Raw genomic sequence first — 21,084 nt, 5'->3', positions numbered from 1 at the left:
TCACTTCACACGTGACGACCTGTTACGGGTGTCTCTCGGGGATGGCCCGGATCTCCTGCACGAGACCGTGATCAGCCTGAGGATCCTGCAACAGCGCAGGCCGGGCGTCGGGTTGGGGCCGTGGCAGGGCTGGGCGCGTGGGCAGGTGCTCCCGTCCGCGCGCCTCTTGCAGTCGCTCATACCGCCGCACGGATTCTGTCCGGATTTCCTCACGCCCCTGGTGTCCACGGACTTCGACACCGGCCTGGATGCGCTGCTGCACACACCGAAGACCTTCCTGCGCGGCGACATGGAGGCGTTCACCCGCATCACCGGCAGGACGCTTCCGGCATGGGCGGGCGATCTCGCCGACGGCTCCCCGCGGGCGTTGGAGACCGTGGATCAGGCGGTGCGCGACTGGCATCGCGTGGCGATCGCCCCGATGCAGGAGCATCTGCACGCCAGGGTCGAGGCCGCGCGAGCGTCCGCGGCTCGCGCGCTGCTGGCCGAGGGACTGGACGCGATGCTCTCTCGCCTGCACCCCACCATCAGCTGGTCCTCACCCGTGCTTGAGGTGTTCTCCCCCGACTACGACGAGGACGTCCACCTCGAAGGACGTGGTCTACGTCTGATCCCGTCCCTCTTCTGCGGCCGCAGGCCCGCCCTCCTCCTGACCTCCCAGCCCCCCGTCGTGATGTTCCCCGTCCCGCACGACACCGTCTGGATTCCCGAGCCCGACCGGGTCGGTGAGCCCCGACCCGGCACCCTGGAGGCCCTCCTCGGCCGCAGCCGCGCCCTGACGCTGCGCCTGATCACCATCGGACACGGCGTCACCACCACCGACCTCGCCCGGCGCACCGGGGTCTCCGCGGCCACCGTCTCCCACCACACCACGGTCCTGCGCGACGCCGGACTGATCACGACTCACCGCGCAGGCCCGCACGCCCACCATCTACCCACCCCGCTCGGCTCCCGACTCGTGCACAACGGGCACGCCTGAGCAGGCCCTTTTGAGCAGCGTCGAAGCTCCTGGCCGCGGTTGGGCGGATCACAGAGTATGGGCGTCTGCGATCCGAAGAACCGACGGAGGAGTACGGATGGGCAAGCGATTCGCTGTGGTGTTGTTCCTCGCTGCGGCTGTGGTGGGGGGTGCGGCCCCGGCGGTGTCGGCACTGCCGATGCCCTGGGACAGCCATCGGGTGGTAGCGCCTGCCGGTCACCACGAGGGCAACTGACGGAGACGGTGTGCGGCGTGACCGAGTCCGCCCGCGGATCGCGTCGGCCATCGTCGGCGTGGTGGCCGCACTGGCGGTGGCCGCCTGCGACGCACAGCCGTCCGAGCCTCGACCGAGCGCCGCCTCCGCACAGGCGCTCACCGAGCGGGAGAAAGACCTCCTGCACGACGCCGAACAGCAACTCACCCGGTCCTGCATGGCCGCCCGCGGTTTCCGCATGTGGCCGGTGCCCCGTCGGTCGCTGCCCGAGGACCGGGACTTTCCCTATGCCATCGACGACGTCCGGTGGGCCGCCCGCCACGGCTACGGCAGCGACATGCAGGCACGACGTGAACAGGTACGGGCGGCCGACCCCAACCGGCGCTACTTCGAACGGCTGGGGACAGCCGACCGGCAGCGGGCCCTCGCCGCCTACCACGGCGACCAGTCCGCCGACCGGCTGGAGGTCCGGGACCCGAACGGGATGACCGTCGGCCGCATCGCCGACGGCTGTGTCGCCGAGGCCGAGGAGCGCCTCTACGGCGACCTGTCCGCCTGGTTCCGCGCCGATGTGATCACCGGGGCATTCCCGGCGCTGCGTCAGCAACAGGTCACGGCGGACGACGAGTTCAAGGCGGTGGTGCGGAAGTGGTCCGCCTGTATGCGCGAACGGGGGCTCCAGTACCGCGACCCCTACCAGGCGCGGGCATCGTTCCTCGACACCACGGCGGCGACCCGGACCACGAACCGCCACCGCCAAGAGGTGCGAACAGCGGTCGCCGAGGCCGAATGCGCCCGCGACGTCGGCCTCACCGCCACGGCCCGACGCCTCGACCAGCACTATGACGCACGACTGCGGGACCAGTACCGGGACGAGGTGCGCACCCGGCTCCGCCTGGAACGCGCCGCCCTGGCCCGTGCCCGCACCATCCTGCCGAACGACCGACCAAGGAGTGATCAATGACCAGGTCCAGGATCATCACCACCCTGACCGCCGTGGGGCTCACCGCCCTGACTCTGTCGGCCTTACCTGGCAACGCGCAGGCGTCCGACGCCCCTATAGGGCCCGCCGCGAACGGTAAGTTCTACGCATACCAAGGCGTGAACCGGGGCGGGGGCTACTGCGCGTGGACGGGTAGCGACGCGGACTGGGAGAGCTGCCCCACCATGCTCGGCGGCATACGGAACCAGGCCAGCTCCCTTCAGAACAGCGGATACCCCGGATCGTTCGAAGACGTCGACGTCTTCTGGGGCCTCCACCACACCGGTGCCTGGTACTGCCTGGGGAACGGCCGGTACCTGGCAGACCTCCGCAACTATCGCTTCGGCCCCAACGGCGGCGGACACGGCGACAACGAGACCCTCAACAACAACATCTCCTCCCACAACTGGTCCGATCACTGCTGACCCTGTCCGACAAGAAACCCTGCGCGACGGCGCCTTCACCCGCGCCACAGAGACAGCCACTTCGGTACGTCGACCTCCGCGCGGACCGTCTTGCCGGGAGGCTCCCGGTCCACCACCTCCCAGCGGTCGGCCAGCTCCTGGACCAGGACGAGTCCCCTGCCGTACTCGGCGAGAGGGTGCGGCGGTGTCACGTCGGCGGGGCCGGGCGGACGCCGCTCGACGCAGGTGTCGCTGACCTCGACGCGAACACTCCCGACGACCAGCGACAGCCGTAACTCGAAGCTCCGCCCCGGAATCCGGGCGTGGATCACGGCATTGGCAGCCAGCTCGGCGACCACGGCGGCAACGGCGTCCGATACGTCGCTGCCGTACGGGATGCCCCACAGGTGCAGCTGACTCTGGGCGAGGTGACGGGCCAGCCGGGCGCCACGCGGAGTGGCGGTGAGCCGCTGGGCGAACACACTTACGGTAACCGGGGGGTGGGGGGTGCGCGGTACGGTCATGCGCCCAATCTGGCGTCCCCGCACGGCACTTCACCAGGTCGGAGGCGCGTACGCTCGCGGAGCGTACGCGGTTACGGGGTGGACAGTACTCGCCACTGCCCGTGACCATGGTCGCGGGAGGTGACCGACAGTGGTCGATGGTGCGGTGGGGACGGGAACGGGTGGCGAGCCGGAGTCTTCGGACAGCCTGCGGACGTTCGGCGCGGTCGTGCAGGCGCTGCGGGAGCATGCCGGGTTGAGCCGGGAGGACTTCGGGGACCGGGTGCGGCTCTCGAAACACATGGTGGCGTCGATCGAGCAGGGGCGGCGGATGCCGGATCCCGGGTTCGGCGAGCGGGCGGAGAAGGTACTGGGAAACACGGGTGCGCTGACGAGGGCGGAACGACACCTGGCTCGACAGCCCGGATTGGCGTCCTGGTTTCGGCGGTGGGCACGGCTGGAGGCAGCGGCGATCACGCTCTATACGTACGAATGCCGGTTGATTCCAGGGCTGTTGCAGACGGAGGCGTACGCTCGGCAACTGTTCGACGATGAGTTGCCGCCGCTGTCCGACGAGCAGATCGAGGCCCAGTGGGCGGCGCGGGCCGAACGACAGCGACTGCTTCAGGAACGGCCCAACACCGAGTTCAGCTTCATCCTCGAAGAGCACCTGTTCCTGCGGCACACAGGTGGTGTTGACGCCACACGGGAGCTCATGGACCACGTTCTGGAGACCTGTGGCTTGCGGAACGTCGAAATCCAGATCATGCCGGTGATGCGGGAATCACACGCCGGGCTGCACGGCTCCATGCAGCTGCTGGAGTCTCCCGAGAACAAGCAGTTCGCGTACATCGAGGGTCCGGAATGTGGCCAGTTAATCTCCGACCCAAAGGTGGTGGGCGTTCTCCAGAGGCGCTATGCCAGGATGCGTGCGCAGGCTCTCTCACCCGAGGACTCCGTGAGCCTGTTGCAGCAGTTACGAGGAGACGTATGAGCACCAGCGAACTGAAGTGGTTCAAGTCGAGCTACAGCAGCAGCGGCTCCGGCGACTGCATCGAGGTCGCCGTCACCGCCGCCACCGTTCACGTCCGCGACTCCAAGGACCGGCGGGGAGCGCAGCTCGCCCTCTCCCCCACCGCCTGGGCGGACTTCATCGCCGGTCAGGCGCCGGGGCACTCCTTCCACGCGATGTGATACACGGTGCTGATGTCACCGTCGGTCGAGTCCATCGTCATGAAGCTGACCTTGTCCGGCGAGGAGGAGCCGGCGCTGACCCGAATCTCCGTGTTGATGTTGAAGTTGCGCTGAACTCCGCAGGGAGCCCAGACGAGTTGGGCCCAGTCCGTGCTGTCCGTGGCCTGCCAGTTGTCGTTGAGGGGGCCACTGAAGGGGTGGTTGCGGTACGCCGTCTGCGGTGAGCCCTGGAAGTAGTACGAGGCTCTCTGCATGGCGCTCGCGCCGGACTGGAGTGCGGCGAAGCCTCGATAGTCCGCGCTGGCGATGGCGTACGTGAAGCCCTGCGGGACGTGTACGACCAGGTTGAGCTGACAGTTCTTGCGGAAGGCGGTCGGGTCGGAGTTGCCGCCGACCTGGGCGAGGTAGTCGCTGTAGGTCACGGTGAACGCGGTGTTGTCCTCGGACACGGCGACGGCGGTCGTGCCCTGGGGGCAGCCGGAGCCGTTGACCGTGGCGACCTTGATGATGATTTTGTCCGGGGGCGGGTCGTCGAACGGGTCCGCCTCCGCGGGCATTGCGGTGGCAAGCAGAGCGGCGAGCGCGGCGCCGCTCAGCAGAAGTCCACGCGCCATGGCTTCTCCTTGAGTTGGGGGGTGGCTACGCCTCCAACCTTTGCTTCACCCTTGAAGAATCAGTGATGGTTCTGTGAAGGCGGGAGGCGTTCCGCATCGTAGGAAGCCTGGCTTGACATGGACAGGTCGAACTCCAGCCATTCGCAGCCGTTCACAGGGACCCCAGGGGCACGCGCCGGAACTCGATCGTCTCGTACGCTGTCCGGGTGCCGGTCTCATACAGGACCCCCACCCCCTCGCCATCGATCTGCACGAGGTCGGAGTACCCGGCCTTACGAGTGGACAAGGTCAGCGCCTTACGGAAGGTCCGCCCCTCATCCGCACTGCTCCACAAGGCCATGGCGGCACGGTCATCAGGCACGGAAGGCCCGGAGAACAACAACTCCCCACCCTCCCCGCCCACTTGCAACACACTGCCCTCAACCAGCGGAACGTCGTTCAACGAGGCCTGCTCCACATAGCCCCGACCTTCCAGACTCGCGCCCCCATCACTGGAATAGGCGTCGAGGCGATTCCCCGGACTGGAACCCTTCTGATTCCGGGCGTTGAAATACAGCCGCCCGTCGGGCAGTTGGGCAGCGGTCGACTCATTGGCGTTGCGGACCCCCTCATAGGAGTCCTCGACGAACCCAAGGTGCCAGGACCGCCCCCCGTCATCGCTGTAGATCGCATGCGCCCCGTAGTACTTGGGCTCCTGCCCGCTGTCCGGCGATTCCGATGCCGGCGCGGAGGAGTGATTGGCCGGCACGACGAGCCGCCCCGCATGGTCGCCCCGAGTCAGCGCGACGGCATGCCCCGGCCCTGTGGCGTACCAGCGCCAGTCCGCCTTCTTCACGGTCGAAGTAATCTCCCGAGGCACGGAGAAGGACCGCCCCTCGTCCTCACTTACCTGTACAAAGACCCGCCGCCCCGCCTCCCCCACGGCCTCACCACGCAGAATCTGCGCTTCAGTGACCCCACCACGGTGACAGGAGGTGACAAGCACGACGTTCCCAGTCCGGGGATCAACGACCGGCGCCGGATTCCCCCGAGTGTTCCCGTCTCCCTCCGCGACGACGCGCAACTGCCCCCACGTACACCCGCCGTCCCCGGACCGCCTCACCACGACATCAATGTCGCCGTGATCCTCCTTGCCCCCAACCCGCCCTTCAGCAAAGGCAAGCAGGTCCCCGCCCCGAGTCCGCACAACGGCAGGTATCCGGTAACTCCCATAACCCCCCACCCCCGCGACATACGGCACCGAGGACACACACCCTCGCCCCGACTCGTCATCCGCACTGTCGGCCTGCTCCGCCCACGGCCGGACGAAGACGACCAGCGCGGCGATGCATATCACGACACCGACGAGCACAGCGGCACGACGGCTCAGCAAGGGACGGCTCATTGCTCTCCAGGTCAGCTGGACGGACCAGCCGAACCCAAAAGCATGACCGTGATGCGACAACTCCCTTGAGATGTACGGGAGATGAAGGGACGGCGTCCATGGGTCACCGTAGGTGTCCACGGCATCGCACTAGGCTCCTGCCCGTGGCGGACAGCATGCGTATCGGCTTGATCTCCTTCGGCACGGCAGAGTTCGCCGCTCTGCATGAAACATGCGTCGGCGCGGGCCATGAACCGGTCGTGTACGCCTTCTCCCGCTCGATGCGTCCTCGTAAGCCCACGGACGAGGGTGCGGCACGCGTCGCAGGCGAGATCGCCGCAGCGTTACCGGCGGGCGTGGACCTGCTCCTGCCGGGCAGTTCCGAAGGACTGGGTACCGCGTTACGCGGATACGGCCTCGACCTGCTTGTCTGCTACGGATTCTCGTGGCGGCTGCCGCCATCCGTACTACGGCTCCCCCGCTACGGCGTGCTCAACATTCACGCCTCGCTGCTGCCCAAATACGGAGAGCATGCCGAAGCTGCCCACGGTGGCGCGCAATCTCACCCGGGTGAAGGAAGCGCTCACCGACCGGACGATCTGGGGGCTGCCCCCGGACCAGTGTGTCGTCGTGCTCGACCCGAAGTCCTCCGACGAACTGATCGACCCCGTCGTCCAAGCGGCCAGGTCCGCCCGGGACACCCTCATCGTCTACTACGCCGGACACGGCTTCGTCGATCCGCTCGGCGCCCTGCGGCTCACCATGATCGGGTCGACGGAGGAACTCCCGCACAAGGCCGTGCTGTACAGCGAGTTGCGCGAGGCGCTGCGCCGGCACAACCGCGCCCGGCGCCGGGTCATCATCCTTGACTGCTGCTACAGCGGACGTGCCCTCGGCGACATGGACGCCCAGACGCGCACCCCGCTCCGGACCGTCGCGGACGTCGAGGGCATGGCCGGGAGCTATCTGCTGACCTCCGCCGCCTCCAATGTGCGGGCGCTGGCTCCCCGGGGTGAGGAGTGCACCGCGTTCACCGGGGAGTTCGTACGGGTGCTGCGGGAAGGGATACCGGGGCGGGACGGGCAGTCGGCTCGGCCCTTCCTCACCCTGGACGCCATCTATCGCGAAGTCCGCGGCTCCCTCCACCACCGCGGCAGACCCACCCCGCGCCAGCAGGACAACAACCAGGTCGGCCAGCTCCCCTTCGTCCGCAACCTCGCCCATCCGCTCCCGCCCGATCGGTTCCTGCCCCCCGCACCCCGGCCCCGCTGGCAGCGCCGTACCGCCTTCGCGCTGGCCGCACTCGCCCCGGTCGCCGCGCTCGCCGCCGACAGCGGCAGCCTCCCCTCCGACGTCTGCTCGCCGCGCGCCTCCCTGATCGGCTTCTCCGACCGGCTGGACAAGGTCACCTTCCAGGGCCGCCGACTCGCCGGTCTCTCCTCGCTCGCCCTCACCGCCGAGAGCCCAAGCAGCGCTACGGCCCTCTCGCTCGCCGACAACTCCTCACCCGTGCTCTTCCGGCTGGCCCTCGGCGCGCCCGGGAAGCCTCCCGAGCCCGAGATCACCGGGCTCACGGGGCTCGTGCGGCGCGGCGGACGGCCGTACGGCGGGCAGGGCTTCGACGGGGAGGCCATCGCCGTGGAGAAGGGCGGCCGGACGGTCCTCGTGGCATCCGAGTACCGGCCCTCCATCGGCCGCTACAGCCTGGCCACCGGCGAGTTGCTCGCCGAGCTGCCGGTCCCGGACGCCTTCCGGGCCGACATACCCGCCGGCGACGCCCAGCGCGGCGCGATCTTCGAGTCCCTCGCCCTCTCCCCCGACGGCAAGCGGCTCTACGTCGGCCTGGAGGACCCCCTCGGCCGCGACGGCACCTGGCGCGGCGGCAACCGCATCCGCATCCTGCGCTACAGCGGGGAGCCCGGCGGCGCGTACCGGGTGGACGGTCAGCTCGCCTACGAGACCGACTCCGGACTGCGCCTCGCCGAACTCGCCCCGATCGGCGACGGCCGCTTCCTGGCGCTGGAACGCGGCTACACCGAGGGCCAGGGCAACAGCATCCGCGTCTACGAGGTGTCGCTGACCGGTCTGAAGGACGTGAGCGGGGTGCGGTCACTGGAGAAAACCTCCGCCTCGGCATTCGTAGTCAAGCGGGAGCTGGTCGACCTCGGCGACTGCCCACCCTCCGGCGCCCCCGCCCGGCAGCCGCAGGTCAATCCCCTGCTGGACAACGCCGAGGGGATGGTCCTCGGCCGCCCGCTCACCGAAGGGCCGCACCGGGGACGGCGGGTGCTGTACCTGGTCACGGACGACAACGACAACCCCGAACAGATCACCCGCCTCTACACGCTGGCGGTCGACGTCTCCTGAGCCACGGGGGCGGCCGCCTCCAAGACGCGCTCGGCCCGGTGGGCGCGGATCGAGTGCGTCAGGGCCGCGGCCCACAGGGCGAACAGGGCGACGTAGACCGGTGTGGTGGGGACGGTCGTCCAGCCGGTGTGCAGGAGCGTGCGGACGTTGGTGACGACGATGACGCCGCCGACCGCCGAGCCCAGGACCCTCGGCGGGACCAGGCGGACCAGCCAGGCCGCGATCGGTGCGGCGATCAGTCCGCCGAGCAGGAAGGCGAGGACCCAGACGAAGTCGATGCCCTGCGAGCCGAGGGACAGCAGGAAGCCCAGGCTGGCCGCCACCGCCACCAGGAACTCGCTCGTGTCGATCGAGCCGATCACCTTGCGCGGCTCCATCCGTCCGCTCGCCAGCAGCGCGGGCGTACCGACCGGACCCCAGCCACCCCCGCCGGTCGCGTCCAGGAACCCGGCGACCAGGCCGAGCGGCGACAGGAACCGTTTGCGCAGGGGCTTGCCGAGCTGTCCCTTCGGCAGTCCGCGGAAGGTGAAGCGGGACATGACGTAGACGCCGAGGGTCAGCAGGATCAGGGACATCAGCGGCTCGGCGACCTCGGTCGAGAGCCGGGACAGCACGGTCGCGCCGAGGAAGGAGCCGACCGCGCCCGGCACGCCGATCTTCGCCACGACCTTCCAGTCCACGTTCCCGAACCGCCAGTGCGCGGCGCCCGACATCAGGGTGGTGCCGATCTCGGCGAGATGGACGGTGGCCGAGGCGGCGGCCGGGTTGGTGCCCATGGCCAGCAGCAGCGTGGTGGAGGTGACGCCGTAGGCCATGCCGAGGCTGCCGTCCACGAGCTGGGCGCCCAGGCCCGCGAGGGCGAGCAGTATCAGCGTGCGCATGCAGTTCCCATCCCTGATTTTCCTACCGGGTGAGTAGGAATGGACGGGACGGGACGCTAGGGGATCAAACTGAGCGCGAGCTGAGAAAGGCGCTAAGGGTTTTCCCAGGTTCTACGGGTTTCCAGGTTCTACGGGTTTTCCCAGGCCGCCGGTTCCGCCGCCAGCGACTGCACCGTCTTCGGCAGCTTGTCCGCCGCGATGTCCGCCAGGGTGACGCCCTCCAGGATCCGGCGGACATTCGCGCGCAGCGCGATCCACAGCGGCAGCAGCGGCTCGGCGGACCCGGCGTAGGACAGGCCGGTCGGGCGGACCCCGCGCACCGAGACGATGGGCCCGTCCACCGCCCGGATCACATCGGCGACCGTGATCTCCGACGCGTCCCGGGCCAGCCGGTACCCGCCGTTGCCGCCGCGCCGGCTGTCGACCAGACCGGCGCGGCGGAGGTCGCCGAGGATGCCCTCCAGAAACTTGTGCGGAATGTCCTGCACGGTGGCGATGGCCTCTGCCTTCACCGGGCCGTCGTCGTGGCGTACGGCGAGCTCCAGTGCAGCCCGTACCGCGTAGTCCGCCCGTGCCGAGATCCTCATACGCCCATTGTCACCCCAGGCGGAACACGTTCCAGGACAGAGGCTCCAGTACGGCGGTCAGGCGGCCGTGCGTCAGCTCCGCGCCCCCACCCGGGTGCGGGGTGACCCGCTCGGGTTCGTCGAGGGTGTTGCGGGCGTCGGGGTCCGCGTCGGCGAGCACGCTGTGCTCGACGATCCGCGTCAAGTCCAGCCCGTTCAGGGCGACTTCGAGCGGCAGCGGCTCGGTGCGGCTGCGGTTCACCGCGAACACGGTGACCGTGCCGTCGTCGGCGCGTACGGCGGTGGCGTGCAGGAGGTCCGCCTCGCCGTACTTCTTCGTCTCGTACGTCGGCGAGTCCACCCGTACGTCCAGGACCTGGCCGCGGCCGTACTGCGCCGCCTGCGCGAACGGGAAGAACGTCGTCTGCCGCCAGGCCGGGCCGCCGGGCTCGGTCATGATCGGCGCGATGACGTTCACCAGCTGCGCGAGACAGGCGACCGTGACGCGGTCCGCGTGCCGGAGCAGGGCGATGAGGAGTGAGCCGAAGACGACCGCGTCGGTGACGGAGTAGTTGTCCTCCAGCAGCCGCGGCGCCTCGGGCCAGTCGTCCTGCTCGAACGTCGTCGCCTGCTCCTGCCAGCGGGAGAGGTACCAGACGTTCCACTCGTCGAAGGAGAGGTTGATCCGCTTCTTCGACTTCAGCCGGGCGCCGATGTGGTCGCAGGTCGCCACCACGTTCTCGATGAACGACTCCATGTCCACGGCAGAGGCGAGGAAGGAGTCGATGTCTCCGTCGACGGGCTCGTAGTACGCGTGCAGGGAGATGTAGTCGACCAGGTCGTACGTCTCCTTCAGGACCGTCGCCTCCCACTCGGCGAAGGTCTCCATGGACTGGCCGGAGCTGCCGCACGCGACGAGTTCGACGGTGGGGTCCAGCTGGCGCATGGCTCGGGCCGTTTCCGCGGCGATACGGCCGTACTCCTCGGCCGTCTTGTGGCCGGTCTGCCAGGGGCCGTCCATCTCGTTGCCCAGGCACCAGAGTTTGATGGCGAAGGGGTCCTTGTCGCCGTGGGTCCGGCGGAGGTCGCTGAGCGCCGTGCCTGAGGGGTGGTTGGCGTATTCCTGGAGTTCGAGGGCCTCGGCTACGCCGCGGGTGCCGAGGTTCACCGCCATCATGGGTTCGGCCTGGGGGCCGATCTTCCTGAGGAAGGCGATGTATTCGGAGAGGCCGAAGCGGTTGGACTCCGTGGAGTGCCAGGCGAGGTCGAGGCGGCGGGGGCGGTCTTCGGCGGGGCCGACCGAGTCTTCCCACTTGTAGCCCGAGACGAAGTTGCCTCCGGGGTAGCGGATCGCTGTTACGCCGAGTTCTTTCACGAGTTCCAGTACGTCTCGGCGGATTCCGTCTTCGTCGGCTGTGGGGTGGTCGGGTTCGAAGATGCCTGTGTACACGCAGCGGCCTAGGTGTTCTACGAAGCTGCCGAAGAGGCGGGGGTTTACGCTGCCGACGGTGAAAGCGGGGTCCAGGGTGAAGCGGGCGGTGCGCATGGTTTCCTCTCGTGTGCGGGTGCGTGGGGGCTGGTCGCACAGTTCCCCGCGCCCCCAACGGACGATGGGCCAGCCGTCTGGAGGGTGGAGTCCTTGACGTCGATGGCGGGGTTCGAGTCACGGAAGGCGTCCAGCATCGCGATCATGTTGTAGCCGTCGCCGCCGCTGAAGAGGTTCCAGTAGCGCACCCGGGTGTCCGCACCGGAGGCGAGTGCGTCGGCGCCGGTCCCGAGCGCCGCGAAGCCGAAGCTTCCGGCGACCGTCAATCCTCCGATTCCGGCCAGTAGTTGCCTGCGGCTCAGGCCAGGTCGTCCCATGCCCTGCCCTAACTGTTCGATATTTCGAATAGCGCTCGTAACTTCGAACGGGACCGTAAAGTTGAAGCGCTGGCGCGTCAATGGGTCGCGCAGGATTTACCGGTCCGCGTAGTCTCGAACGGCCTGCCGTACCGAATCGGGACGGCGGTGACACAAAGGGGGATGGATGGATATCGCGGGCGCGCGCAGGAGGGCGGCCCGGATCGCGGCAGCACTGCGGCGGCGCCCGCGCGGCGGCCCCGCGATGCGTGGACTCGCGGCCGAACTCGCCGGCTCCCTCAGGGCGAGCGGCCGGCGACCGGCCGATGTGCGCGAGCTGTGCGCCGCCCTGTGCGCGGCGATGAGCGTCCGCCGCGGTGGGCGTCCCGTCGAACTGCGCTTCGAGCGGTTCCCCGACGAGATCGAAGTGACCGGGCTGTGGGTGGAGTTCCAGGACTTCGACCTGGTCATCGTCGAGGAGCGGGCCGAGGCGATGCAGCAACTGGTCATCCTGGGCCATGAGTTGTGGCATCTGCACGCCGGTCACCGGCACTCCCATCTGGCCGGTGCCGCGGCCGTGGACGCCCTGGCCGAGCGGCCCGACTGGCAGGACGTCGCGCTCGGCGTCGCCGCCCGCAACGGCTCCCGGGAGCGCGACGAGGCCGACGCCGACGACTTCGGGCACCGGCTGGCCGCCGTCTTCCGGCCCTATCTGACCGGTACCGTCGGGGATGCGGCCCTCGACCCCGTCCAGCGGTCCCTCGGCTACCGAGGACCGGGAGGGATGCGGCGGTGAACCGGCTGGCGGTGGAACCCTTCGCGTTCCTGAGCGAGTTGTACATCTCCTTCTGGATCCCGGGCGCCGTCCTCTCCGCCGCCTTGGCGATCAAGCTGCCCAGCATCCTCAAGCTGTGGCGGGACCCGTTGCTGCGCGCGGTCGGCGGACTGCTGCTGTTCGCCTGTGCGGTGTTCGCCTTCGCCGCCCCCAGCACCATCGCCTGGACCAACCGGGTCACCGGCGTCCCCAACATCGCGGCGCCGTGGGTGTACTCCCTGCTCACGGCACTGTCCGCGTCGTGGCTGCTGCTGGTCGTCCACTGGCGCAACGGGCTCACCGAGCACTCGGTGCAGACGCGGCGCGCGACCCAGTGGGTGGTGTCGGTCTACGCGGGCGTGGTCGTCGCGCTGTGGGTGCTGTTCGCGCTCGCCGACGTGCCGGTGGAACAGATCCGGGACCTGGACACCTACTACGCCAACACGCCGTTCATGCGGGAGGAGATCCTCCTCTACCTGACCGCGCACACCGTCGCCTGCTCGATCACGGCCCGGCTCGTCTGGAACTGGATCCGCACCGACGGACTCGACGGGTGGCTGCGCTGGGGCCTGCGCTTCCTGGGTCTCGGCTACGCGACGAACCTGGTGTTCAGCGCCGCCAAGTTCACGGCCGTCGCGGCCCGCTGGACCGGGCACGACCTGGACTGGCTGAACACCAACGTGGCGCCGTCCGCCGCCTGCGTCGCCGCCACCCTGGTCGCGACGGGCTTCATCGTCCCGCATGCCGGCCAGTACCTACAGGACCGCTGGCTGTTCCGCCGCCAGCACCGGAGTCTGCGGCCCCTGGCCCGGCTGATGCGCCCGGTCATGGGCCGCCGCGAGCCGCTGGCCCTGCGTGCGACCCCGGAAATGCGCCTGATCCGCCGCGAGACCTACATCCGTGACGCACTCCTCCAGCTCTCGCGCCACCTCGACCAGGACCTGGGCCGACGGTCCTACGACGCGGCCCTGGCCCTGGGGCACCAGCCCGGCCGGGCCCAGGCCCTCGCCGCCGCCGTGACGATCCTGGACGCCCTCGACACCGAGCGGCGCTCCGCGGACACCGACGGCACGGGCGCCCCCGACACGTCGTATGTGCTCCAGCAGATCCAGGCCGTGTCCCAGGTCCTCGGCAGCCCCGACGACATCAAGGCGGTACGCACCCGCGCGTCCGTCCCGGCAGAGAGCATGTCCGTACATGACTGAACGCCTCTCCGTCCCCCCGGTCGCCGTGGTCCTTGGGGGATCCCACACCGGCATGCTCGCGGCGCGCGCGCTGGCCGGGCTCACCGACCGAGTCCTGGTCGTGGAGCGCGACGAGTTGCCCTCCGGGGCCGCGCCCCGCAGGGGCCTGCCGCAGGCACGGCACGCTCACATGCTGTGGTCGGGTGGTGTCCTGGCCATGGAGGAACTCCTGCCCGGCATCACCGACGCGCTCCAGGACGCCGGGGCACGCCGGGCACCGGTCACCACGGACGTGGTCGCCCTGTCCGCCCAGGGCTGGTTCCGGCGCTGGCCCGAATCCCACCATGTGATCCTGGCCGGACGGGACCTGCTGGACGCCGTCGTCCGCGCCCAGGTCCTCGCGGACGCCCGGATCGAGGTGCTCACGGGCACGGAGGTGCTGGGTCTGGACGGCTCCGCGGAGTCCGTCACCGGGGTTCGGGTGCGCGGCCGCGACGGCCGGGAACGGACCATCGAGGCCGGTCTGGTCGTCGACGCCACCGGCCGGGGCTCGGGAGCGCCCCGCTGGCTGACGGCCCTCGGCCTGCCCGCGCCGGAGCGCCGCGAGGTCGACTCCGGCCTGGCGTACGCCAGTCGGCTCTATCGCGCGCCCGAGCAGGCCCGCGACGGCTTCCCGGTCGTCAACGTGCAACCCGACGCGAGATCCGGCAGACCGGGCCGGGCGGGCTTTCTGCTGCCCATCGAGAACGGCCACTGGATCGTCACCCTGAACGGCACCCGCGGCGGCGAACCCACCCCCGCGAACGCCTCGGACGACGACTTCGTCCGCTTCGCCCGCGAAGAACTGCGCCACCCGCTGATCGGCGACCTGCTCGACCGGGCCGAGCCGCTGTCCGACGTGGCGTTCACCCGCACGACCGTCAACCGGCGGTTCTTCTACGAGCGGATGCCCGCCTGGCCGGAGAACTTCACGGTCCTCGGCGACGCGGTCGCCGCGTACAACCCGGTCTACGGCCACGGCCTGGCGGTCGGCGCCCAGAGCGCCCTGATCCTGCGGGAGTTGACACGCCGTCACGGCTGGAGGGCGCCCGGACTCGCCCGGCGGGTCCAGAAGGCGGTGGCCCGTCCGGTCGGCGCGGCCTGGGACCTGGCGATCGGGCAGGACGTGTTCTATCCGGGCGCCACGGCGAACGGGCCGACACTGCGGGAGCGCCTCCTGGCCGCGTACGTCTCCCGTCTCCTGTACACGGCCACGGGGAACGGGCGTATCGCCCGCCGGGTGACGGATGTGACGTCACTGGAGCGACGCGCGGAGGTGCTGGTCGCTCCCTCGGTTCTGCTGGCGGCGGCTGTGGGGCCGTTGCGGCCACCGTTGGCCTCGCCCCCCTTGACCGCGGACGAGTTGAAGCGGGCGGGACTCCAGTAGCCCCGCCCGGTGGTCATCCGGCGAAGGCAGGCTGCGCCAGGCCCTTCCCCGCCCCCGGCACCACCAGCAGCGAACCGGCCACCGGGTGGGGGGCGTTGAGTCCCACGCGTGCGGTGGTGATGTAGAGATCGGTCAGGTCGGTGCCCCCGAAGGCGCAGGCGGTGATCCGGGGCGTGGGCAGGGGGATCTCCCGGTCCAGGTCACCGGCGGGGGTGTAGCGGCGTACCGCGCTTCCGTCCCACAGGGCCACCCACACACAGCCGTCGGCGTCGACGGTGAGGCCGTCGGGGAACCCGGCGCCGTCCTCGATCCGCACGAGGGTACGGCGGTTGGTGAGGGAGCCGCTCTCGTGGTCGAAGACATCGACCCGGCGCGTGGGCGAGTCGATGTAGTACATGCGGCGCCCGTCCGGGCTCCAGCCCGTGCCGTTGCTCACCGTCACATCATCGAGGACGGTCGTCACGGACCCGTCCGCGCCGATCCGGGACAGCGTGCCGCCGCCCGGGGCCTCGTCGTAGCGCATGGTCCCGGCCCACAGGGACCCGTCGGGCGCCACGGCGGCGTCATTGCCCCGGCGGCCCGGGACGACCTCGCGGTACAGCCAGCGGAAGGAGCCGTCGGGGTCGAGGACACCGACGCCGTCCCGCAGATTGAGCACGAGCCCACCACCGGCCCGCGGCTTCACGGCGCCGACGTGCTGATCGGTCGTACGGACCGTGCGACGGCCGGAGGAAGGGTCGTACGAGTGGACCCGGCCCCCGAGGATGTCGATCCACAGGAGCCGACCGCCGGCCGGATCCCAGGTGGGCCCCTCCCCCAGCGTCGCCTCCGCCCGTACCGCCACCTCGTACGTCATGCGGCGCTCCGGTGGCCGAGGCGCTCGGAGAGTTCGACGGCGCCCTTGGCGGCGAGCTGCTCCAGCTCGACGCGGCGCTCCTCGCTCCAGCGGATCATCGGTACGGAGATGGAGAGCGCGGCGACGACCCGGCCCGTGCGGTCGTGCACCGGGGCGGCCACACAGGAGACGTCCGGGTTGGACTCACGGCTCTCCACGGCGATCCCGCGCTGCCGGATCTCGGCAAGGGCCTCGCGCAGCACGGCCGGGTCGGTGATGCTGTTGGGGGTCATCGCGACCAGTTCGGCGTCGTCCGGGATGCGCGAGGTCAGCTCGGGCTCCGGCAGGGACGCGAGCAGCATCTTTCCGACGGAGGTGCAGTGGGCGGGCAGCCGGCGACCGGCCGCGGAGACCATGCGCACGGCGTGCGTGGAGTCGACCTTGGCGATGTAGATGACATCGGTGCCTTCGAGGATCGCCACGTGTACGGTCTCGTCGCAGGTCTCGGCGACCGAGCGGGCCACCTGCTGGCCCTCGGCGGCGAGGTCGAGCTGCTCGGCGTACCGGCTGCCGAGCTGGTACGGCCGTACGCCCAGCCGGTAGCGGCCCGGCTGCCCGGGCACCGGGACGATGTAGGACCGGGCGGCGAGCGTCGTGACGAGTTCGTGGACGGTGGTGCGCGGGAGCTGTAGCTTGCGCACGATGTCGGGGGCGGAGAGAGTGCCGTCCCCGTCGAGGAAGAGCTCGAGGATGTCGAGAGCCCGGGTCACGGCAGGTACGAGGCGTCCCACGTCCGGCCCCCTCCCTTTGATCTGAACAAGGCTGTGTTCGAAATTTCAACAGCCGATCGGAATGACGAACATAGGCTACTCAAGGTGAGTTCGCCTGGGCAATGGGCCTGCGGCGACCCCGCGTTCCGCCGCCGCGCGCTCACGGCTTCCCGAGGTACTCGAACGCCGAGGTCAGCAGGTCGCGCGCCATGGCGGACGTGCGTTCCGCCTCCGGCAGAACGGCGTACGCGAACAGCGCGGAGCGCATCGCCCCGACGGCGGCCCTGGCCAGCACGGCCGCGCGCAGCGGCGTGGCCGCGTCGGGATCGTGCTCGGCGAGCCGCTCCCGCAGGGCCTCGGTGAGACCGTCCTCGAACTGGCTCAGCACCGGCAGGAACTGGCGCACCGGCCGGCCGGGAAAGCGCTGCGGCGGCCCGCTGAGCAGCAGACTGGGGGCGCCGTCGGTGATGAGTTCGAGACAGGCGCCGAGGACGGCGGTGTAGGGGTCCTCGTCGGCCGGGCGGGCCAGAACCCGGTCCCGCATGACCGGAATGAGCTCCAGGACCTCGTCGAGGACCAGGTCCTCCTTGGAGGGGAAGTAGCGGAAGAAGGTCCGCTCGGTGACTCCGGCGGCCGCCGCGATGTCCCGCACCGTGGTCTGCGCATAGCCCCGCTCCTCGAACATGCGGTGCGCGGCCTCCTGGAGGGCCTTGCGGGTCGCCGCCTTGTGCGCCTCGCGTCGCCCGTGCGGCTCCGCGGATGAGGTGTCGAGGGTTGCCATGTGCGGAGTATCGCAGGCGCAAAACCGACGGTACAGAATCTGTCAGTCATGACAGTTTCTGTATGCTGTCAGTCATGACACTTTTTCGGAGGGGGCGTGCGCTCCGCGGGCGGACCTCCCGCAGGGCCCGTCTGATCACTCTGGGCGTGGTCGGCGCCGTGCTGGTCACCGGGGGTGCCGTCGAGCTGGTGGCCCGCAATCGGGCGGCCGACCGACTCGCGGACCGCATGGAGGAGCGCCTGCACACCGGCCTTGACGTGGGCTTCGGACCGACACCGGTGATGCTCCAACTGGCCCGTGGGACCTTCCCGAAGGTGGAGGTCGACGGCGAGGGCGCGACGTTCCGCCGGTTCTCCGGGGTGGACCTGCACGCCGAACTCGCCGATGTGGTCCGCACCGGCGACGGCCTCTCGGTGGCCGACACCCAGGTGAGCGCCGAACTGACGGACGCCGCGCTGGCCGATGCCGTCGTCACGATGACCGGGGGCGCGCTGAACATCTCGGCGGTCACGACCGATCAGGAAACGGGCGAAATGGTCGTGCAGGCCGGTCCCGCCGGAAGGATCTCCATCGGTTTCCGGCCGGTCCTTGAGGAAGAGGGCATCCGGTTCGAGCGCTCCGCCGTGCGCATCGGCGAGCGCGTCGTCCCCGACGCCCTGGCCGACCAGCTGCTCGGGGACGCCCCGCAGGAGGTCGACCTGTCCGGGCTGCCCCTCGACCTGGAACCGGAACAACTCGACGTCACCGCCAACGGGCTGCGCCTGGAACTGGCGGGCGGCAGAACGACCGTGAAGGCCTGAGCAGAGCGACCGCGAAGGCCTGAACCGCACCGCATTTGCAACTACCGCACGACAAGGAGCATCCCCGTGGCGACTTGGCTCTATCGGCTCGGTCTCGGCGCCTACCGCCGTCGGCGGCTCGTCCTGGCGGCCTGGCTCGCCGTACTGACCGGCGCCGTCTGCGCGCTGCTCCTGGTGGGCGGCAAGCTCGACAACGAGTTCACGATTCCCGGCTCCGAATCCCAGCGTGCCCAGGACACGATGGCCGAGGACTTCCCGGCCGCCGCGGGCACCAGCGCCCAGATCGCGTTCACCGCGCCCGAGGGCGCCAAGGTCACCGATCCCCAGGTCGCGCAGGGCATCCAGCAGACCCTGGCCGCCGCGCAGGACGCCCCACAGGTCGCCGCGGTGATCCCGCCCGACAAGGCCGGCACCGTGACACCCGACGGGCGCACCGCACTCGCCCAGGTCAACTACGACGTCAGCCGCTCCGACCTGGACGACGGCACGCTCGACTCGCTGGAGGAGACCACCAAGGCCGCCGAGAAGGCGGGACTCGAGGTCTCCGTCGGCGGTCAGGCGTACGGCAACGGCGTGCTCACCCCGAGCGTCCTCGAACTGCTCGGTGTCGTGGTCGCGTTGGCGGTGCTCGCCCTCACCTTCGGCTCGCTGCTCGCCGCCGGGATGCCACTGCTGACCGCCTTCGTCGGCATCGGCACCGGGCTGACCGGGCTGCTGGCGCTGTCCTCGGGGGTGACGGTGTCGTCGACCGCGCTGAGCCTCGCGCTCATGCTCGGGCTCGCCGTCGGCATCGACTACGCGCTGTTCGTGCTGTCCCGGCACCGGACGCAACTCGCCCAGGGGACGGAGCCGCACGAGTCCGCGGGACGCGCGGTCGGTACGGCGGGCAGCGCGGTGGTCTTCGCCGGCGCGACGGTCGTCATCGCGCTGGTGGGCCTGGTCGTGGTGCGGATCCCGTTCCTGACGGTCATGGGTCTGAGCGCGGCGGCGACCGTGCTGATCGCCGTGCTGGTGGCGGTGACGCTGCTGCCGGCGCTGTTCGGCTTCGCGGGGGCACGGCTCGCGCCGCGTCCGGGGTCACGGGCGGCGCGGCGGGCGGCAGGCAGCAGTTCTCCGGGCGACGACGTTTCCGCGAAGGACACGGAGGACGCGGAGGACACAGCGGGGGACGCAGCGGGGGACACAGAGGAAGCCGCCGCAAGTCCGGCAGCCAAGGCACCCGTCATGGGCCGCCGCTGGGCCCGCCTCGTCACCCGGCGCCCCCTGCTCGTCGTCATCGGCGCCGTCGCCGCCCTGGTGACCCTCGCGCTGCCCGCCGCCGACCTGCGGCTCGCGCTGCCCGACAACGGCACGGCGGCGCACGGGACTTCGCAGCGCGAGACGTACGACACCGTCGAGAAGACCTTCGGTCCCGGCTTCAACGGGCCGCTGCTCGTACTGGCCGAGGCCGACACCCCTGGGGAGACCGGACAGCGGCAGGCCGCCGCGGTCGCCGGGCGACTTCAGAAGCTGCCGGGCGTGGCGAAGATCAGTCAGCCGCAGTACGCGCCCGAGTCCGGGCGGGCGGTGATCCAGGTCGTGCCCGAGGGCGGGCCGCAGGACGAGTCCACACAGGACCTCGTGGACCTCATCCGCGACGACGCCTCCGCCATCGAGCGGGAGACCGGCGCCGCCGTGTCCGTCACCGGAACCACGGCGATCGGGATCGACGTCTCCGACCGGCTGAGCGCGTCCTTGCTGCCGTTCGCGGGCGTGGTCGTCGGGCTCTGCCTCATCCTCCTGCTGCTGGTGTTCCGTTCGCTGGTCGTGCCCGTCAAGGCGACCATCGGGTTCCTGCTGTCGGTCGGGGCGTCCTTCGGCGCGGTCGTGGCCGTGTTCCAGTGGGGCTGGCTCGCCGACGCGCTGGACGTGGCCAGGACCGGACCCGTCGTCAGCTTCCTGCCGATCGTCCTGATGGCGGTGCTCTTCGGCCTCGCCATGGACTACGAGGTCTTCCTGGTGTCCAGCATGCGCGAGGAGTGGGTGCGCACCGGCCGGGCCAGGGACGCGGTGGTCGACGGCGCCGGACAGGCCTCGCGGGTGGTGACGGCGGCGGCGCTCATCATGTTCTTCGTCTTCGCCAGCTTCGTGACGACGGAGGACGCCATCGTCAAACCGATCGCGTTCTCCCTGGCGTTCGGCGTGCTGGTGGACGCCTTCGTCGTACGGATGACCCTGGTGCCGGCGGTCCTGGCGATGGTGGGACGCGGTGCCTGGTGGCTGCCACGCGGCCTGGACCGGCTGCTGCCCGACCTGGACATCGAGGGCGCCCGGCTGCACGAGCCGGCCCGCGACGCACCATCGCGGCCATTGACCGAAATCAATGCAGGCTCTGGCTGAATTAGCGAGCACCGAATAACACCACGTCGGTTTGCCTCCCGGTTATACCGGGAGGCGAGCCGACGTTTTCTCGTTCACACCATGTTACCGGCGGGGAAATTTACACTGGAACATTTGATTCCGCTGGAACTCCTGTGTTTGACTGAGATCACCGGATAGACATCCGGATCGAACGGGGGAGAGCCA

Annotated in this window: 20 protein-coding genes and 2 pseudogenes; 12 read left to right on the top strand and 10 right to left on the bottom strand. The window is 70.0% G+C overall.

Annotated elements, in window-relative coordinates; all coding sequences use genetic code 11:
- The first annotated feature begins 220 nt into the window (after positions 1 to 220).
- From BN159_RS29405 to BN159_RS29395, 3 genes are all read left to right on the top strand, one after another.
- Positions 221 to 979 carry an ArsR/SmtB family transcription factor gene (locus tag BN159_RS29405; protein WP_231905658.1) on the top strand — a complete coding sequence of 253 codons (759 nt, stop codon included), beginning with the start codon at positions 221 to 223 and terminating at the stop codon, positions 977 to 979.
- Positions 980 to 1,224: 245 nt separating this feature from the next.
- The gene (locus BN159_RS29400) at positions 1,225 to 2,157 is read left to right on the top strand and encodes a hypothetical protein (RefSeq protein ID WP_015660652.1); all 933 of its coding nucleotides are present in this window, start codon (positions 1,225 to 1,227) and stop codon (positions 2,155 to 2,157) included.
- Positions 2,154 to 2,600: a hypothetical protein gene (locus BN159_RS29395; RefSeq protein WP_015660651.1), complete on the top strand. Its 447-nt coding sequence runs from the start codon at positions 2,154 to 2,156 to the stop codon at positions 2,598 to 2,600. Before BN159_RS29400 ends, BN159_RS29395 begins: the two co-directional genes overlap by 4 nt.
- Before the next feature lie 35 nt (positions 2,601 to 2,635).
- On the opposite strand, the gene BN159_RS29390 is transcribed toward BN159_RS29395, so the two are convergent.
- Positions 2,636 to 3,103 carry an ATP-binding protein gene (locus BN159_RS29390; RefSeq protein ID WP_015660650.1) on the bottom strand — a complete coding sequence of 156 codons (468 nt, stop codon included), beginning with the start codon at positions 3,101 to 3,103 and terminating at the stop codon, positions 2,636 to 2,638.
- A 130-nt stretch (positions 3,104 to 3,233) separates the two neighbouring features.
- Here BN159_RS29390 and BN159_RS29385 point away from each other — a divergent pair, with 130 nt between their 5' ends.
- Together BN159_RS29385 and BN159_RS29380 are read left to right on the top strand one after the other, a co-directional pair.
- On the top strand, positions 3,234 to 4,076 hold the full coding sequence (locus BN159_RS29385; RefSeq protein WP_015660649.1) for a helix-turn-helix domain-containing protein: 843 nt from the start codon (positions 3,234 to 3,236) through the stop codon (positions 4,074 to 4,076).
- Complete coding sequence (locus BN159_RS29380; protein WP_015660648.1) at positions 4,073 to 4,276, top strand: DUF397 domain-containing protein; 204 nt, start codon at positions 4,073 to 4,075, stop codon at positions 4,274 to 4,276. The genes BN159_RS29385 and BN159_RS29380 overlap by 4 nt, the downstream gene beginning before the upstream one ends.
- Here BN159_RS29380 and BN159_RS29375 read toward each other — a convergent pair.
- Together BN159_RS29375 and BN159_RS29370 are read right to left on the bottom strand one after the other, a co-directional pair.
- Positions 4,243 to 4,890, bottom strand: coding sequence for a DUF4360 domain-containing protein (locus BN159_RS29375; protein ID WP_015660647.1), 648 nt, complete (start codon positions 4,888 to 4,890; stop codon positions 4,243 to 4,245). The genes BN159_RS29380 and BN159_RS29375 overlap by 34 nt on opposite strands.
- Before the next feature lie 151 nt (positions 4,891 to 5,041).
- A complete protein-coding gene (locus tag BN159_RS29370) occupies positions 5,042 to 6,274 on the bottom strand; it encodes a sialidase family protein (protein WP_041819999.1) in 1,233 nt (410 codons plus the stop codon).
- A gap of 98 nt (positions 6,275 to 6,372) precedes the next feature.
- Here BN159_RS29370 and BN159_RS47780 point away from each other — a divergent pair.
- Both BN159_RS47780 and BN159_RS29365 read left to right on the top strand, forming a co-directional pair.
- Positions 6,373 to 6,765, top strand: a pseudogene (locus BN159_RS47780) (methionyl-tRNA formyltransferase); the annotation flags it as partial.
- A 19-nt stretch (positions 6,766 to 6,784) separates the two neighbouring features.
- A complete protein-coding gene (locus BN159_RS29365; RefSeq protein WP_015660645.1) occupies positions 6,785 to 8,620 on the top strand; it encodes a caspase, EACC1-associated type in 1,836 nt (611 codons plus the stop codon).
- Here the strand turns inward: BN159_RS29365 and BN159_RS29360 are convergent.
- From BN159_RS29360 to BN159_RS44290, 4 genes and pseudogenes are all read right to left on the bottom strand, one after another.
- Positions 8,593 to 9,501 (bottom strand): sulfite exporter TauE/SafE family protein, encoded by a 909-nt coding sequence (locus BN159_RS29360; protein ID WP_015660644.1) that lies wholly within the window; start codon positions 9,499 to 9,501, stop codon positions 8,593 to 8,595. The two genes, BN159_RS29365 and BN159_RS29360, sit on opposite strands and share 28 nt — an antisense overlap.
- Before the next feature lie 128 nt (positions 9,502 to 9,629).
- The gene (locus BN159_RS29355; protein WP_015660643.1) at positions 9,630 to 10,088 is read right to left on the bottom strand and encodes an RrF2 family transcriptional regulator; all 459 of its coding nucleotides are present in this window, start codon (positions 10,086 to 10,088) and stop codon (positions 9,630 to 9,632) included.
- Between the two features lie 10 nt (positions 10,089 to 10,098).
- Entirely contained in the window at positions 10,099 to 11,613 is a 1,515-nt protein-coding gene (arfA, locus tag BN159_RS29350) for an arabinosylfuranosidase ArfA (protein WP_015660642.1), read from the bottom strand.
- A gap of 35 nt (positions 11,614 to 11,648) precedes the next feature.
- A pseudogene (locus tag BN159_RS44290) lies at positions 11,649 to 11,930 on the bottom strand (extracellular solute-binding protein); the annotation flags it as partial.
- Positions 11,931 to 12,096: 166 nt separating this feature from the next.
- On the opposite strand from BN159_RS44290, the gene BN159_RS29340 reads away from it, so the two are divergent.
- Genes BN159_RS29340 through BN159_RS29330 form a run of 3 tightly spaced genes read left to right on the top strand, consistent with a single transcriptional unit; the run spans position 12,097 to position 15,333 of the window.
- Complete coding sequence (locus BN159_RS29340) at positions 12,097 to 12,705, top strand: hypothetical protein (protein WP_015660640.1); 609 nt, start codon at positions 12,097 to 12,099, stop codon at positions 12,703 to 12,705.
- Positions 12,702 to 13,928: an MAB_1171c family putative transporter gene (locus BN159_RS29335; RefSeq protein WP_015660639.1), complete on the top strand. Its 1,227-nt coding sequence runs from the start codon at positions 12,702 to 12,704 to the stop codon at positions 13,926 to 13,928. The genes BN159_RS29340 and BN159_RS29335 overlap by 4 nt, the downstream gene beginning before the upstream one ends.
- Positions 13,921 to 15,333, top strand: a complete 1,413-nt coding sequence (locus BN159_RS29330; protein WP_015660638.1) for an FAD-dependent oxidoreductase — start codon at positions 13,921 to 13,923, stop codon at positions 15,331 to 15,333. Before BN159_RS29335 ends, BN159_RS29330 begins: the two co-directional genes overlap by 8 nt.
- A gap of 13 nt (positions 15,334 to 15,346) precedes the next feature.
- Here the strand turns inward: BN159_RS29330 and BN159_RS29325 are convergent, their stop codons facing one another.
- The 3 genes from BN159_RS29325 to BN159_RS42985 all read right to left on the bottom strand — a co-directional run bounded on the left by BN159_RS29325 (position 15,347) and on the right by BN159_RS42985 (position 17,719).
- Positions 15,347 to 16,189 carry an SMP-30/gluconolactonase/LRE family protein gene (locus BN159_RS29325; protein ID WP_015660637.1) on the bottom strand — a complete coding sequence of 281 codons (843 nt, stop codon included), beginning with the start codon at positions 16,187 to 16,189 and terminating at the stop codon, positions 15,347 to 15,349.
- Entirely contained in the window at positions 16,186 to 16,959 is a 774-nt protein-coding gene (locus BN159_RS29320) for an IclR family transcriptional regulator (RefSeq protein WP_015660636.1), read from the bottom strand. Before BN159_RS29320 ends, BN159_RS29325 begins: the two co-directional genes overlap by 4 nt.
- Before the next feature lie 139 nt (positions 16,960 to 17,098).
- Positions 17,099 to 17,719 carry a TetR/AcrR family transcriptional regulator gene (locus BN159_RS42985; protein ID WP_015660635.1) on the bottom strand — a complete coding sequence of 207 codons (621 nt, stop codon included), beginning with the start codon at positions 17,717 to 17,719 and terminating at the stop codon, positions 17,099 to 17,101.
- Positions 17,720 to 17,793: 74 nt separating this feature from the next.
- On the opposite strand from BN159_RS42985, the gene BN159_RS29310 reads away from it, so the two are divergent.
- Both BN159_RS29310 and BN159_RS29305 read left to right on the top strand, forming a co-directional pair.
- Positions 17,794 to 18,519 carry an LmeA family phospholipid-binding protein gene (locus BN159_RS29310; protein WP_015660634.1) on the top strand — a complete coding sequence of 242 codons (726 nt, stop codon included), beginning with the start codon at positions 17,794 to 17,796 and terminating at the stop codon, positions 18,517 to 18,519.
- A 66-nt stretch (positions 18,520 to 18,585) separates the two neighbouring features.
- Positions 18,586 to 20,898, top strand: coding sequence for an MMPL family transporter (locus tag BN159_RS29305; protein WP_015660633.1), 2,313 nt, complete (start codon positions 18,586 to 18,588; stop codon positions 20,896 to 20,898).
- The last annotated feature ends 186 nt before the right edge of the window (positions 20,899 to 21,084 follow it).

This window comes from Streptomyces davaonensis JCM 4913, from assembly GCF_000349325.1.
Taxonomy (GTDB): Bacteria; Actinomycetota; Actinomycetes; order Streptomycetales; family Streptomycetaceae; genus Streptomyces; species Streptomyces davaonensis.
This window is presented reverse-complemented; position numbering and strand designations above follow the sequence as displayed.

Bases quoted from the DNA above. Each gene is read 5' to 3' on its own strand.
- BN159_RS29395 (WP_015660651.1), top strand. From the start codon at position 2,154: ATGACCAGGTCCAGGATCATCACCACCCTGACCGCCGTGGGGCTCACC.
- BN159_RS29390 (WP_015660650.1), bottom strand. From the start codon at position 3,103: ATGACCGTACCGCGCACCCCCCACCCCCCGGTTACCGTAAGTGTGTTC.
- BN159_RS29380 (WP_015660648.1), top strand. From the start codon at position 4,073: ATGAGCACCAGCGAACTGAAGTGGTTCAAGTCGAGCTACAGCAGCAGC.
- BN159_RS29375 (WP_015660647.1), bottom strand. From the start codon at position 4,890: ATGGCGCGTGGACTTCTGCTGAGCGGCGCCGCGCTCGCCGCTCTGCTT.
- BN159_RS29370 (WP_041819999.1), bottom strand. From the start codon at position 6,274: ATGAGCCGTCCCTTGCTGAGCCGTCGTGCCGCTGTGCTCGTCGGTGTC.
- BN159_RS29365 (WP_015660645.1), top strand. From the start codon at position 6,785: ATGCCGAAGCTGCCCACGGTGGCGCGCAATCTCACCCGGGTGAAGGAA.
- BN159_RS29360 (WP_015660644.1), bottom strand. From the start codon at position 9,501: ATGCGCACGCTGATACTGCTCGCCCTCGCGGGCCTGGGCGCCCAGCTC.
- BN159_RS29355 (WP_015660643.1), bottom strand. From the start codon at position 10,088: ATGAGGATCTCGGCACGGGCGGACTACGCGGTACGGGCTGCACTGGAG.
- arfA (WP_015660642.1), bottom strand. From the start codon at position 11,613: ATGCGCACCGCCCGCTTCACCCTGGACCCCGCTTTCACCGTCGGCAGC.
- BN159_RS29340 (WP_015660640.1), top strand. From the start codon at position 12,097: ATGGATATCGCGGGCGCGCGCAGGAGGGCGGCCCGGATCGCGGCAGCA.
- BN159_RS29330 (WP_015660638.1), top strand. From the start codon at position 13,921: ATGACTGAACGCCTCTCCGTCCCCCCGGTCGCCGTGGTCCTTGGGGGA.
- BN159_RS29325 (WP_015660637.1), bottom strand. From the start codon at position 16,189: ATGACGTACGAGGTGGCGGTACGGGCGGAGGCGACGCTGGGGGAGGGG.
- BN159_RS42985 (WP_015660635.1), bottom strand. From the start codon at position 17,719: ATGGCAACCCTCGACACCTCATCCGCGGAGCCGCACGGGCGACGCGAG.
- BN159_RS29310 (WP_015660634.1), top strand. From the start codon at position 17,794: ATGACACTTTTTCGGAGGGGGCGTGCGCTCCGCGGGCGGACCTCCCGC.